Here is a 13,935-nt window from a genome sequence, read left to right on the forward strand (position 1 = left end):
CGATGTCGTGTTGGTGGTTCGTTTGGTTTTATTTGCCGCACTAAATTAAGTGAAATCACCGACATGACCAAATCCTGGGCAACTTTTTGTTGCTCAGGATATTATAAAAATTGTTAACAAAAGTGCTGCGGAATTAAGGAAGATGGCAGTTTTCTCCATTAGTGTGAAGCAGAACATATCCCATTCTTTCAAAGCCTGGTGTTACGAGTATAGAGCCCTTAGACTCACCTGCACGCATATAGGTTATTCCCTTTTCTTTCATTATAGGTTGGAGGGTTGACCTGACATGATTTACAAGAACCTGTACTTCTTCGGGATTCTCAGACATTCGTTCGTATAGCTGGTTTGCCCTATCTTCGTTCTCTAATTCTATTCTTCGTTTATTTGCAAGAGCAATAAATTTCTCATCTTGTTCTATGCCAATAAAATTACGGTTTAGGAGATTTGCTGCAATGCCTGTTGTGCAGCTTCCTGCAAATGGGTCAAGAATAGTTTCCCCTTTACGTGTTGAAGACAGAATTATTCTGTATAATAGACGGAGTGGCTTTTGAGTAGGGTGCTTACCGCAAGTCTTTTCCCAAGTGCCAGGAGCAGGCAATTTCCACACGTCAGGCATGTGAACACCATTATTCATTGCCTCCATCAATTCATAGTTGAAGTAATGACTGACATTTTCACATTTCCTTGCCCAAATTATATACTCGGCAGAGAAATTGAATCTTTGGTTGGTTAGTGTTTTGGGAGGATCAGTCTTTTGCCAAACTATCATGTTTAGAATCTTATAGCCTAAATCCTTCATACAGTTGGCGACTTCGTATATATTATGGTATGTTCCACATACCCAGATTGTTCCAGAGTCTTTAAGCTTCTCTCGACAAAGAGAGAGCCATTTATAGTTGAACTCATAGATTTCTTCTTTTGATCGCACTCGATCCCAATCCCCTTTGTCAAAACTGTGATACCGGTTGCCGATTTTTACGGTTCCATTTCCTGTTGAGAGGAAATATGGAGGATCCGCAAAAATCATATCAACAGGACCTACGATCCGAGGTATTTCGGTCATACAATCACCTTGTATAAGACTAAACTTGTTCATCAGGGATTATAGTCGATAGTTGGGGCATACAATTTCTTGTCCAGCTCCAAGCTGGCTCATAAATACGGATTTTTGCATATCGCCGCCCTTTATGGCATCTGCATAATACAGTAGATTTTCAGCTGTAAGCACACAACCATCAATACCAGTACTTTGCTTTATGTTATTCAGCATGTGCTTAATTTCTCCTTTGAAAAGAGAAGAAATGAAAACGAAATTGAAATGATTAACATCGTCGCCAAAGTTAAGCCACCATTGGTTTGGATTACGTTCTGGGTTTCTATCGTTGTTTTCTTGAACATATCTTGTCATTTCATCTGCCATGCCTCTTGTGATTGTAAAGCCTTTTGAGTAGGCTTTATTGTCAATAATAACTCCGTTGTTGCCATGATAAAATATACCATCAGGTTTTCTGGTTCCTCCAAGGTGAATACCATTAAATGCTAATTCATTTACAAGCAAGTCTATTGTATAGACCTCAAAGTCTGTGCATTTATTTTTGCCAGAGAAAGCATAGTCTATAAGTGTAAGATATTTATGGTCAATATGTTGTAATCTTAGTCGTGCTCTGTCCTTAGCAATAACAGCATCAGTAATATCTTTGGCAATCTTTTCTTGATATGGAATCAACTTCTCAATTTTGTCATTGAGTTTATAGCACTTGCCATCATGCTCTATATCCATACCAATATTGATTAATCCTGACATATCATCCTTGATAGTTGTCCACTTTTCTTCAATATTTTTTGACACAAGGAAAGCCCTAATCTCATCGACACTTCTTGGTGTATGGTTGCTAAGATACGCTAAGATAAGAGAACGACGCATTCTTAAATAGTTAGCGTCTGAAGCTTTGCTTGCAAGCATTTCTCTATATACGAATTTGGGAACTCTGGGGCTGTTTGATTTGCCTAAGGCTTTGTTATAGTTGATTATACCAGTACTTGTTATATCAAAAGCAGAGGCAATAACGCATGTGTAAGTTTTAGAGCCAAAGGTTTCTCTTACAGTCTTAGGTCTCTTGTTGACCCAACCTATAGCTTCTAACCAACCACAAATCATACGTGCGTATTTATCAGACGAACCCTCTGTGTCTGAGCGTAATGTTTTCTTCTCATTATCATCTGTAGATTCTTCATATGCTTGAACCCAAATGTTCTGAGGAAATGAAGTGAATCCTGCTTCGTCAGTAAAACCAAGTTGAGAGCCAATCTCGAATTTTGTCATGTGACCTTTTGATGCCAAGAGCCCTAATACACGGCAAACAGGAGGATAAGATAAATATGCTTGACCAAGAATTGAGTTTTTATCTTTTGTTGTCTTGGCCATTACAAGAGCAACTCCAGATTCCGTTATTCTACATGTGTCATCAGCATAATTGTAATCAAGAAACCCCAACGAGACAGCCCACCTAAGGAAACCATCTGCTGACCAATCATCAGTATATGGCTTCTTAATACGAATTTTTCTGCCATCAACAATATACTCCTTAAATTGTTGACCTGTTATTGCAGCCTGAGCGAGACCAGAACATTTCGCTTTTGCGCGTCTCTCTCTACCTGCACCTTGTCCCTTTAGGATGTCAAATGCAATAGGCTTGTTTGTTCTCAAGATTTTCTGGAACTCCATGTAAAGACTTGGAGTCTTGAACAGTCCAGCACTTGCCAATAATGGCAATCTTTCGTTTACCATATAGGTATGAAATTCGGATCCTGGAACAAATAGTCCAAGGATGTCCCTTAATGTGTCAGTGGAAGAAGGATTTTGAATCCAACCAAAGGTTCTATTTGCCATATTTTAATAATTTGTTATCAAAACTTCAATTGTCTTACTTTCTGTTGCTTGATAGTTTGAATTCGAATAATCTGCGTTTAGATAATGAATATTGTAGTTGTTAGCCCATGCAATAAGAGGTTCGTTTGCCTTACCTTTATGTCTGGTTACATTGGACAAGGCAAAACTGATTCCCCGTTGATTTAGTTTGTCCAGTTTTTCAAACAACGCTAAATCATCATTTGGACTCCATCCCTCGAAGCCTCTTTTGCCATCATTGTATGAGCCACAAGAGATTAAATAAGGAGGATCTGCATAAAGGAAATCACCAGGAACCATGAATCCTAAATCAAATTGTCTGAAATTGCTAATATGATACTCAAAGCCCTGAATAGCCTCATGTAGTTGCCTGAGATTCCTTTCGGTATTTGCATTATATGAGCTTCTGTTTATGCCAAATGGATTGTTAAACTCTCCACTGCTGTTAAACCTAAATTGGTGATTAAAGCCGTAGCAAACGAGCAAAAACAAATGAAGTGAAGAACGAGTTCTATTAAACTCTTCACGCAGAGCATTGAATCCTTCTCTGTTTTGCTTTGTTAATCCATATTCATTGATTACTCCATGAATATTCTTTATCAGCTCTTCAATCGTGTAGTGTTGAAAATACTCAAACAGCCCTATTACATAATAATTTATGTCATTGCATATTACATGTTCTGCATTTACATTTATAGAAACGTCAAGTCCCCCTGCAAACAAATCAACAAAAGTGTTGATGTGCTCAGGAAACAGTGGAAGGATTTGAGGCAACAATTTATATTTACCTCCGATGTAATTTAGTGGAGATTTTATCATGTTACTTTTCTATAAAATAAAGTTGTTCCTTTAAGCCTTCTGTGTTATTAGGTATTTTATTCTTATAACGTCTATAATTGTATTCAAAAAGCCTGAAACTGGCTGCATTACCCGAGTCTTTAACAATTTGAGACATCAAATCTGTACTCAATAGTCCTTCGTTGTTGTAGGACAAAAGAAGGTATCTGCATTTCAAAGAGCTTAACAATTCTCTAAATGCAACTTCTGCACGACTTTTCTTGCAGAAATCAGACATTTTATCAGGATCGATTCTAACACCTGTTACACCCTTAATTGGTGGGTTATCATACCTTGCTATCGTTTCGAGTATATGATAATTTGGCATATATTGCCTACCGTTATATGGAGGATCAAGATATACCAAATCACATTCTATTTGATGTGCAAATTCACTTGCATTTTGATTATAGCAGTGGCAGTCAACATCACTTGGAATAATATCAACCTCTTTTAAAACCAATTTGTTGAATGTTCTTTTGTCCCAATACTTTAGGTAAGCTCCATAAGTGCCTGTTATGTTAGAAACATAGGGTACAGCATTTAGAAGAAGGGACAATAAGTAGTAGTACTCGGAATCAGAAATCTCATTTCGCAATCTATCAATTTCTTGACGAACTAAATCAATCTTCAATGCGTTGTCGCATTGAAAGTACATTCTCTTGCAATCGTCATGCGGGGAATAATTCTGATAGATAAAAGCGCTTTCAATGTCAAACCAGGGGCAATTATCTATTGATAGATGGTTCAAGTGACCAATGATATCATGCAAATTGTGAGAGATTGGTGCATTCATCTCAAGAACCCCTTTGTTAATAACATAGGAAAGATATAAAATATCATTTGATAGTACTGAATAACCGTGTTCCTTAAAGAACCGAGACACAGTACCAGTACCAGCAAATATATCCGTGATTATACGGACGTTTTGAGTACACTCATTGATTACCTCCTGAATGTTGTCAAGCATCAGGCCTTTACTACCTAGATAGCGCATTATAATGATGTTGTTTAGTTTTCTTTTTCATGATTCGCGGTTGTGTTACATGTGTGATAAAAGCACGACGATGTTAATAGCGGTCGAAGTTTGTGGAGATGACTTGGAACTCGGTGCGGCGGTTGATTTGGTCGGCTGCCTGTTGGTCCTCGGGTGAGAGCCCCTTGATGAATTCCTCGTTGAGTTCCACGCCTTCTTCAAACTGCGGGTACTGGCTGTTGATGCGCTTGGTCACCTTCTTGGGCACGGTCTTGCCGTAGCCTTTGGGTTTGAGGCGTGAATTGTCGATGCCGTGCTCTACCAAGTAGTCCACTACGCTCTTGGCGCGGCGGTCGCTCAAGTCCTGGTTGAAGCGTTCGCTGCCCACGCGGTCGGTGTGTGCTGCCATCTCGATCACGATGTCGGGGTTGTCCTTCATCACCTGCACCATTTCGTTGAGCGCTTCCTGGCTCTCGGGACGCAAGGTTGCCTTGTTGTAGTCATAGAAGATGTGCTCAATTACCTGCGGCTTGGTTGTTGCTGCTAGAATGAAATCAACGTTATACTCGGCATCGGCCTCGTCGGGGTCGCTTGTGAACTGCTGCTTGCCGTTGAGATAGCCCTTAGCGCCGGCGAGCATCACATAGTCCACACCGCGCTGCAGGTCGAAGCGGAACGATCCGTCGGGCTTGCCTGCTGCCTTCTGGTTGCTGCCGTCATTGCCCACGATGCGTATCACGGCATTAGGCACTGGCTCGTCGTCCTTGTCCAGCACATAACCGCTGATCCATATCTTGAGGTCGGGTTTCTCGAAACTGTAGATGTGGTCGTAGCCGCGTCCGTCGTTGCGGTTGCTTGAGAAGAACCCTGCTTCGGTCTGGTTCTTGGCATAGGTGATGCCGAAGTCGTCGTAGGCCGAGTTCACGGGCGAACCCATGTTCTCGATGAACCATTTTCCCGAGGGCTGTAATTTGGCGCAGAAGATGTCCAGTCCGCCCATGCCAGGGTGACCGTCGCTTGCAAAGTAGAATGTGCTGTCGTCGCGGCAGTAGGGGAAACGCTCGTCGCCCGGGGTGTTGATTTGTTCGCCCAGGTTCTCCAGCGTGCCGTGCTTGTCCTTGAGGTTGATGCGCCACAAGTCCTTGCCGCCTTGTCCGCCAGGCATGTCGCTCGAGAAGTAGAGCCATGCGCCGTCGGCGCTCACGGCCGGGTCGCAATAGGCGCTCAATGTGTCGGCGGTGATTTCCACCTTCTGTGCCGCGCTCCACTTGGCCTCGCTGCGCTGCGAGGTGTAGATGTCGATGCTGCTGGGAGAGTTCTTGCGCACGGCCTTGGCCAGGTACATCGTGGTGCCGTCGGGGCTGAACGAGGTGATGCCCTCGTCGTCGGTCGTGTTGAGTTCTCCCTCCACAGCCTCGGGGCGCGACCACTTGCCTTTCTCGTCCTTCTTGGAGAAGAAGATGTCGCTCTTCTTGGTGCCGGTGATTTCGCTTTTAGTGTCGCCCATGGCTTTCTCGGTTGACGATGTGAAATAAAGCTGGTCGGCATTTCCGTCGAGGAACATCGGGGCAAAGTCGGCTCGGCGAGAGTTGAACATCTTGGCGTTCTTCACGATGTAGCGCGATCCCTCTTGCTTCCACTTGGGGGCAAGTTCGCATCCTCTGATGCCCTGTTGCGACTTCCAGTCGCCGGGCACGAGTTCCAGGAACTTGTTGTATTGCTCGATGGCCTCCTTGTACTTTCCCTCGTGGTGCAAAGCCTCGGCGAGGTAGAAGATGGCCATAGAATCTTCATATTCATATCGCAAGGCATTCTGATAGGCAGCCGAGGCACGCGATGCCTGGTTGAGGTGACGGTAGCATTCGCCCAGTTGGAAGGCCACCTCGCCACGCATCCAGCGGTCCTCGCGGGCAGTGAGTTTGTTGTAAACCTTGCGGTAGATAGTTGCTGCCGCGTCATACTCGCCGCGGTCATATGCCTCGTCGGCATCACGCATTTTAGCGCTCTTGCAACTGGTCACCGACAGCGCCACAGCCGCCAGCAGTGATATGATAATATAGTTGAAAATCCTGTTCATAAACATGCACATTACGGCAGGTTCTATCAAGCCGAGACGATTGAGCAAATCAATAGTTCTCATAATTAGCAGAACCGACCTTATATTTTACTATATATAACGCATCAGCCCGGCTTTTATTGTATCGCCAGCCAGCAAATTCCTGCGCGACGAGCCGGCAACGCTCATTAATGCAAATCTAAACTTATGGCGGCAGGAAGAAAAACTTTGCGTTTGCGTTTAAGTTTTCGTTAAAAAATAGTACCTTTGCATGTTGAAATAATTTTAAAAACTAATATAAGGATTATGAAACTGACCGAAAGATTCTTGCAGTATGTGAAGTTTGACACCCAGAGTGACGAACTCACTAATCTCACTCCTTCGACTCCGGGCCAGATGGTGTTTGCCCGCGCCCTTGAGAAGGAACTCCACGATATGGGCTTGAGCGATATCTCGCTCGACGAGAACGGCTACCTCTTTGCCACGCTGCCCAGCAACACCGACAAGAAGGTGCCCACAGTGGGCTTCATCGCTCACATGGACACTGCCCCCGACATGAGCGGACACGACGTGAAGCCTCGCATCGTTGACTACCAGGGCGGCAAGATCGTGCTCAACCAGGAGCAGAACATCGTGCTTGATCCCGAGCAGTTCCCCGAACTCAACGACTACGTGGGCCAGCAGCTCATCGTCACCGACGGCACAACCCTGCTCGGAGCCGACGACAAGGCCGGCATCGCCGAGATTCTTGCTGCCGTTGAGTACTTCCAGGAGCACCCCGAGGTGAAGCACGGCGACATACGCATAGGCTTCAACCCCGACGAGGAAATCGGCATGGGCGCACACAAGTTTGACGTTGAGAAGTTTGCTGCCGACTGGGCCTACACCATGGACGGCGGTGCTGTGGGCGAGCTTGAGTATGAGAACTTCAACGCTGCCAGCGCCAAGATTACATTTACCGGCCTCAACGTGCACCCCGGTGCTGCTAAACATAAGATGCTCAACTCAATGCGTGTGGCCAACCAGTTTGCCATCATGCTTCCACGCTGGGAAACTCCCGAGCACACCGAGGGCTACGAGGGATTCTATCATCTCATCGCTATGGAAGGTAGCGTAGAGAAGACCACGCTCACCTACATCCTGCGCGACCATGACCGTGCACGCTTCGAGAGCCGCAAGCGCGAGATTGAGCACCTGTGCCACAAGGTGAACTGCGAGTTCCCTGGCTGCGCCAAGGCTGAAATCAAGGACCAGTACTACAACATGCGCGAGCAGATTGAGCCCGTGATGCACATCATCGACGTGGCGAAGAAGGCTATGGAGAACGCTGGCGTTCCCGTCAAGGTGCAGCCCATACGCGGTGGCACTGATGGCGCGCAGCTGTCGTTCAAGGGTCTGCCTTGCCCCAACATCTTCGCTGGCGGCATGAACATGCACGGACGTTATGAGTACGTTCCCATTCCCTCGATGGAAAAAGCAATGAAGACTATTGTCGAGATTTGCAAGATAGTGGCTGAATAATAGACAAGCCGCACACAAAAAAATCGCTTAACCTGGGCTCGATGTCCAAGTTAAGCGATTTTATTGTTGTCGCATGCTGTGTAACTATTCAGCAATAGAATTTTGCAGAGTCCCCGCCCAGACCTTATGAAAATTATTGTTGTCCGGTAAAAAAAGAAAATATTTTTATTATGATTTTTATGCTTCGCTTAGAAAATAGCTTGCTCTGCAAGCAAAATGGAATTACCTCATAAATAGTGTATTATCATTTTGAGGACAGAGTCCTCCATTTTAAGGGAGGTTCGCTGGTTGCGGCACGGGCTTTGCCCACTTACCGCTGCTCACTCCCTTGAGCATGGTTCTTGGCGTGAGCCATATAAACTAAAAAATTCATTTTCTTTTTTTTGTTCTATACCAAGCCCCGGTTATACCAAAGTGTCGTAACTGACAGTGTTTGGAGAAGTTAGTACGACTCTCGCAACTTTAACCGGACAGCAATATATGAAAATCTTTCTCTCGCACAAAGCATAAGGCAAAGAGAGGCCATACCTCTCGTGTGATTACACGTTGCCCTGCACAATGCGTGAGTGCGGCGGCACGTCGTGAGTGAGCCAGATGTTGCCGCCCACCACGGTGTCATGCCCTATCGTGATGCGTCCCAGCACCGAGGTGTTGGAGTAGATGGTGACGTTGTCCTCGATAATGGGGTGTCGCGGAGCGTCCACGGGGCGGCCGTCGCTGTCGCGTTGGAAATTCTTTGCACCCAGTGTCACGCCCTGGTAAATGATGACGTTGCTGCCGATTATCGATGTCGCTCCGATGACAACACCTGTGCCGTGGTCGATGCAGAAGTGGTCGCCTATGGTTGCGGCGGGATGTATGTCAATCCCCGTGTCGCTATGCGCCATCTCGGTGAGCATGCGCGGCAGCAGTGGCACCCCCATGAGCAGCAGCTGGTGTGCCACGCGGTAGTGAAGCATCACCCATGCCAGCGGGTAGCAGTACACCACCTCAGCACGGCTTTCCACCGCTGGGTCATTGGCCAGCACAGCATCAACGTCGGTGTGCAGCAGGCGAGAGATCTCGGGCATCGCGTCGAGAAAATCGCTGGCGATTTTCCTTGCGTGTGCATTGTCGTCGAGCACTGTTGACAACTGGTAGGTGAGTACCGTCTGCAATTGCAGTTCCAGCGGTTCAGTTCTCGGGAAAAACTCGGGAAACACGATCGAGCGCACCGTCTCAATCAATTTCTTCAACTCTTTATGTTGCGGAACAGATGTTATCATTGTTTTTTTGTTTAGGACGCTTTTAAGGGACGCCTCGCGTAGCGTTCTTAAATATTAAAATACGCTCAGGTAACGTTCGCCGGTGTCGGGGAGGATGGCTACGATGGTCTTGCCACGGTTCTCGTTGCGGCGTGCGAGTTCAAGGGCTGCGCTGAATGCGGCACCGCTTGAGATGCCCACGAGCAAGCCGTGCTGGCGTGAGAGTGTGCGGGCCGCGTCAAATGCTGCTTCGTTCTCCACGGTCATGACCTCGTCGATCACCGCCGCGTCATAGACTGCGGGGACGAATCCCGCGCCGATGCCTTGGATCTTGTGGGGGCCAGGCTTGCCGCCACTCAACACGGGTGACGATGCGGGCTCTACAGCCACTACCTTGACGGCGGGGTTGTGCTGCTTGAGGGCACGTCCTGTGCCAGTCACTGTGCCGCCTGTGCCTGCTGCCGACACGAAGATGTCCACCTGACCTTCGGTCTCGTTCCATATTTCTTGGGCAGTGGTACGCTCATGCGCGGCGGGATTGGCGGGATTGACAAACTGCCCCAGGATGACAGCACCCTCGATGCTGTCGCGCAACTCCTCGGCACGTGCAATAGCACCCTTCATGCCTTGTGCGCCAGGAGTGAGTTCGAGCTGCGCGCCATAGGCCTTGAGCAAATTGCGACGCTCCACGCTCATGGTGTCGGGCATGGTGAGGATCACCTTGTAGCCCTTCACAGCGCCTATCCATGCCAGTCCCACGCCGGTGTTGCCGCTTGTGGGTTCAATGATGGTGGCGCCGGGGGTGAGCACGCCGCGCGACTCGGCATCTTCGATCATCGACAATGCCACGCGGTCCTTGACGCTGCCGCCAGGATTGAATGCCTCTACCTTTACTACCAGACGTGCCTGCATGCCGTCGATTCCTGTAATCTCAACTAAAGGGGTGCGACCGATAAGGTCAGCCATACTTTTGTAAATCATAATAAATTTTGTTTTTGCGCCAGTGACTTTGCAAGAGCGAACATGGTGAAAAAACTTTTCAACATAACAACAATGTCCGCCGCTGAAAATCACTGGCAGACATTGTGTATATTTATTCAAAAAACTAACTTTACTAATGATGAGTTGTTTTATCGCACAATAGAATCACACCAGTGAATATCAGTGGTGCAACAACAACAATATGTGGCGTTAAAATTTTTCATCGCTGCAAAGTTATACACTATTTTTGGTTTGAGCAAGAATTTTTGTATTTTTTTGATTTTTCTTATCCTGTCGCGACCCCTTCGAGGCTGGTTGCTATATGCCCCTTTGTTCTGACGACCATCGGTTACGATGCAATGTGACGACTGTTGCCAAGAAGCGAAAAAATCCGTGAGATCATTGAGATCCGCGCGGGGTGGACTCTGCAAAAAACATTGCTGTATAGCCCCCATTTCAAGGCGGGTGTGTAAACATGTGTTAAAAATACACATGTGATTGAATTTTGTGCCTGAAAAACTTGGTTATTTCATGTTTTTTTTGTACTTTTGTACTATGAAAAACAAAATTTCTTGAATTCCCCCCCATATATAATTATGAATTGGACTAGGTAATGGTTTTTACCTGAACCGTTTTTTTTTTTATCGTTGTGCTTGCCCTCTCATCCAGGGCAGTGTTGTTCCTTACGGAGTTTTTTGAGCAGATTCTACTGATGGCTCCTGAGGCTTTATCTTGCTGACTTTCAGACTTTATAGCTAGGATAATAATTAAAAAAACTAATAGATCATGTTAGACATCTACACAAATAAGGGTTTTATCACGGAGTTTTACGGAACACAGGAAATAGCAGCCGATTTTGCTCTGCTCAAGGAGCACATCGGCAACGAGAAATGCCTCATGGCGCTGGCTCGCTTGCAGCAGTGCATGGGGGTGGACACTGCCGACGACAAGCGTGCCTCATGCCGCAGTATCACCCTTGAAATCAAGAAGGTGCCAGTGCCGTCGAAGTGCGCGCGCGGGACGAAGATGAAGTATGGCGTAGAACTGACGGTAGGTGGCAGAACGACGTCGATATACTTGCGCAGCACCCATGCCACGATGATCTTCGTGTGCACGTTGTTGCGCCACAAGGCGGGGCAGCGTCTCTACCGCGGCGAGATGCTCAAGGGTGTCGAGGCTCCTGCGGCGGCTTGGTTCAAGGGGGTGTATAACTTCATGTTCCCCTATGCCGGCATGCGTTTTGAGAAGTGGTTCGCCCAACTGCAGAAGGGCGATGGACACAACTTGAGCCAGGGCAAGTGTAACTGCAATGCGATGCTTAAGGCTGAATTGCCGCAGCACGTGGCCGAGTTGTGCGAACTGGTAAAGGTGAACGGCAAGTGTGGCGCATACTATAAGGTGGGCATCGATGCGCAGAACATCATCGTTCCCGAGGAGTTGCTTCGCGTGGTCGGACAGCACAACTTGACATGTGCTGCGTGATATATTTTTTTATACGTATAGTTGTTTTCTCCAACTCATTTTTATAATATACCTTTGCACACGAAAACAAGAGTAAAACATTAAAAGACAATAGATATTATGAGCAAAAAACACATCACCCCCAAGAGAAAATCAATGACTAGCGGTCAAAGTTGCGTAGAAGATCCCGTAGAGATCACCAAGTCCATGCCCACCAAGTGGACCATTATCACAGCCCTTGACTGGGTGCTCGAGAACGCTTGCGACTCTCAATTGAGCGAGGTATTCTGGAAGGAGAACGAGAAGCCGCTCAAGTATCTCACTCGTCGCCTCAAGTTGAACAAGATTCAGGTTGTGTTTCTCGCCATCCTTGTCGAGAGAGCCGAGCCTCTGTCTTGGCGCAAGTTTGGCCGTTTCCTCGACTGCTCTCGCATGTCGATGATGACTTACACTGACGACCTCGACGACCTGGTGGCTAAGCGTTGGGTTGTGCGTCGTGGCTCTCAAGAGTGTGGCGTTACCTACGAGGGATTTGACCTTGCCCAAGGTGTGGTGAGTGCACTGCGCAAGAACAAAGTGTTTGTCCCCGAGAAGATTGAGGACCTGTCGGAGCAGCAGTTTATGGACCGCATTGAGGGTAGGCTCTCCCGTGACCTGCATGACCGCAACGTTGCCTTTGCCGACACCGAGGAGTGGCTGGTGATGATGTGCAAGGCCAACCCCAATCTGCCCGTGTGCAAGCGTCTGCTGCGTTACCGCGACATCCATGTGCTCTCGCTCATGCTTGCCATTATCTTTGACCATCTCCAGTGGGCTGGCAACGACCAGGAAGGCGTGTCGATGAACTCTCTCTCCATTTTCCCCGACGACTATGAGTGCGACGGCATGAGATATGATCTCACGCATGGCGAGCATGTGCTCATGCGTGACGGCTATCTCGAGTGGGCGTGTGAGGACGGCGTGGTCAACAACTCCAAGTTCAGGATCACCAGCAAGGCCAAGAGCGAGTTCCTCTCATCGACCACTCCCAGCCGCTCGATGGTGCCCATGGGCAGCAGCAACAACCGTCTCCTCGCCAGCCACACGAGCATCACGCCCAAGACGCTGTACTACAACGCCAGCGAGCAGAAGCAGGTGGAGCGCATCATGAGTATGTTGAGCGAGGACAACCTCCCCGCCATCCAGAAACGCCTGCAGGAGCAAGGCATGCGCAAGGGGGTGGCATGCTTGTTCTACGGTGGCCCAGGCACAGGCAAGACCGAGACTGTGTTGCAGCTTGCTCGCGCCACTGGACGTGACGTGATGCAGGTGGAGATCGCCGGATTGCGCGATAAGTTTGTGGGCGAGAGCGAGAAGAACATCAAGGAGGTGTTTGCCTCTTACCGCAATCTGTGCAAGACGGCGCCGGTGATGCCCATCCTCTTCTTCAACGAGGCCGATGCCATCATCAACAAGCGTTCGGCCAATGCCTCTCAATCGGTCGATAAGATGAACAATGCTATGCAGAACATCATCTTGCAGGAGCTTGAGACACTCGACGGCATCTTGATTGCCACAACTAACCTCACTGCCAACATGGACTCGGCATTTGAGCGCCGCTTCTTGTTCAAGGTGGAGTTCAATAAGCCCGAGACCGACGTGAAGGCCAAGATATGGAGCTCGATGCTCAAGAACATCAGCGACAGCGATGCCTATGAGCTCGCGTCGAAGTATGACTTCTCGGGCGGTCAGATTGAGAACATCGCCCGCAAGCGCGCTATCGACTATGTGCTCACCGGTGAGTTTGCCGGACTCAAGGACATTGAATCGATGTGCGACAGCGAGCTGATCGACTCGCGGCAGGCGGTACATCGCCAGCATGTGGGGTTTGCAGTGTGATTTACCTGCGCAGATAGTTGTAATCACACAAAAATATTGTATATTTGTAGTTATTGCTGTCCGGTTAAAGTTG

10 protein-coding genes are annotated in these 13,935 nt (G+C 47.6%); 3 read left to right on the forward strand and 7 right to left on the reverse strand.

All coding sequences use genetic code 11. The annotated features are described in order from the left end of the window. Positions 1-133: 133 nt before the first annotated feature. The 5 genes from ACKI3C_RS00875 to ACKI3C_RS00895 all read right to left on the reverse strand — a co-directional run bounded on the left by ACKI3C_RS00875 (position 134) and on the right by ACKI3C_RS00895 (position 6,861). Entirely contained in the window at positions 134-1,063 is a 930-nt protein-coding gene (locus ACKI3C_RS00875) for a DNA-methyltransferase (protein ID WP_407401114.1), read from the reverse strand. Positions 1,064-1,102: 39 nt separating this feature from the next. Then, positions 1,103-2,890, reverse strand: coding sequence for a restriction endonuclease FokI C-terminal domain-containing protein (locus tag ACKI3C_RS00880; protein WP_407401115.1), 1,788 nt, complete (start codon positions 2,888-2,890; stop codon positions 1,103-1,105). Between the two features lie 3 nt (positions 2,891-2,893). Beyond that, a complete protein-coding gene (locus ACKI3C_RS00885) occupies positions 2,894-3,727 on the reverse strand; it encodes a DNA adenine methylase (RefSeq protein WP_407401116.1) in 834 nt (277 codons plus the stop codon). 1 nt (position 3,728) lies between these two features. After that, positions 3,729-4,742, reverse strand: a complete 1,014-nt coding sequence (locus tag ACKI3C_RS00890) for a DNA adenine methylase (RefSeq protein WP_321625237.1) — start codon at positions 4,740-4,742, stop codon at positions 3,729-3,731. A gap of 73 nt (positions 4,743-4,815) precedes the next feature. Next, on the reverse strand, positions 4,816-6,861 hold the full coding sequence (locus ACKI3C_RS00895; RefSeq protein ID WP_407401117.1) for an OmpA family protein: 2,046 nt from the start codon (positions 6,859-6,861) through the stop codon (positions 4,816-4,818). A gap of 222 nt (positions 6,862-7,083) precedes the next feature. Here ACKI3C_RS00895 and pepT point away from each other — a divergent pair, with 222 nt between their 5' ends. Continuing rightward, the gene (pepT, locus tag ACKI3C_RS00900) at positions 7,084-8,298 is read left to right on the forward strand and encodes a peptidase T (RefSeq protein WP_407401118.1); all 1,215 of its coding nucleotides are present in this window, start codon (positions 7,084-7,086) and stop codon (positions 8,296-8,298) included. Between the two features lie 539 nt (positions 8,299-8,837). Here pepT and ACKI3C_RS00905 read toward each other — a convergent pair. Both ACKI3C_RS00905 and cysK read right to left on the reverse strand, forming a co-directional pair. Further along, a complete protein-coding gene (locus ACKI3C_RS00905) occupies positions 8,838-9,563 on the reverse strand; it encodes a serine acetyltransferase (RefSeq protein WP_407401119.1) in 726 nt (241 codons plus the stop codon). Positions 9,564-9,617: 54 nt separating this feature from the next. Further along, the gene (gene cysK / locus ACKI3C_RS00910; RefSeq protein WP_407401120.1) at positions 9,618-10,523 is read right to left on the reverse strand and encodes a cysteine synthase A; all 906 of its coding nucleotides are present in this window, start codon (positions 10,521-10,523) and stop codon (positions 9,618-9,620) included. Between the two features lie 786 nt (positions 10,524-11,309). Here cysK and ACKI3C_RS00915 point away from each other — a divergent pair. After that, positions 11,310-12,005: a hypothetical protein gene (locus tag ACKI3C_RS00915; RefSeq protein WP_407401121.1), complete on the forward strand. Its 696-nt coding sequence runs from the start codon at positions 11,310-11,312 to the stop codon at positions 12,003-12,005. A 99-nt stretch (positions 12,006-12,104) separates the two neighbouring features. After that, the gene (locus tag ACKI3C_RS00920; RefSeq protein ID WP_407401122.1) at positions 12,105-13,862 is read left to right on the forward strand and encodes an ATP-binding protein; all 1,758 of its coding nucleotides are present in this window, start codon (positions 12,105-12,107) and stop codon (positions 13,860-13,862) included. The last annotated feature ends 73 nt before the right edge of the window (positions 13,863-13,935 follow it).

The organism is Sodaliphilus sp. (genome assembly GCF_045598405.1).
GTDB lineage: Bacteria > Bacteroidota > Bacteroidia > Bacteroidales > Muribaculaceae > Sodaliphilus > Sodaliphilus limicaballi.

Coding starts and splice junctions, on each gene's coding strand:
- ACKI3C_RS00880 (WP_407401115.1), bottom strand. CDS start 2,890: ATGGCAAATAGAACCTTTGGTTGGATTCAAAATCCTTCTTCCACTGAC.
- ACKI3C_RS00885 (WP_407401116.1), bottom strand. CDS start 3,727: ATGATAAAATCTCCACTAAATTACATCGGAGGTAAATATAAATTGTTG.
- ACKI3C_RS00920 (WP_407401122.1), top strand. CDS start 12,105: ATGAGCAAAAAACACATCACCCCCAAGAGAAAATCAATGACTAGCGGT.
- ACKI3C_RS00915 (WP_407401121.1), top strand. CDS start 11,310: ATGTTAGACATCTACACAAATAAGGGTTTTATCACGGAGTTTTACGGA.
- pepT (WP_407401118.1), top strand. CDS start 7,084: ATGAAACTGACCGAAAGATTCTTGCAGTATGTGAAGTTTGACACCCAG.
- cysK (WP_407401120.1), bottom strand. CDS start 10,523: ATGATTTACAAAAGTATGGCTGACCTTATCGGTCGCACCCCTTTAGTT.
- ACKI3C_RS00895 (WP_407401117.1), bottom strand. CDS start 6,861: ATGAGAACTATTGATTTGCTCAATCGTCTCGGCTTGATAGAACCTGCC.
- ACKI3C_RS00875 (WP_407401114.1), bottom strand. CDS start 1,063: ATGACCGAAATACCTCGGATCGTAGGTCCTGTTGATATGATTTTTGCG.
- ACKI3C_RS00890 (WP_321625237.1), bottom strand. CDS start 4,742: ATGCGCTATCTAGGTAGTAAAGGCCTGATGCTTGACAACATTCAGGAG.
- ACKI3C_RS00905 (WP_407401119.1), bottom strand. CDS start 9,563: ATGATAACATCTGTTCCGCAACATAAAGAGTTGAAGAAATTGATTGAG.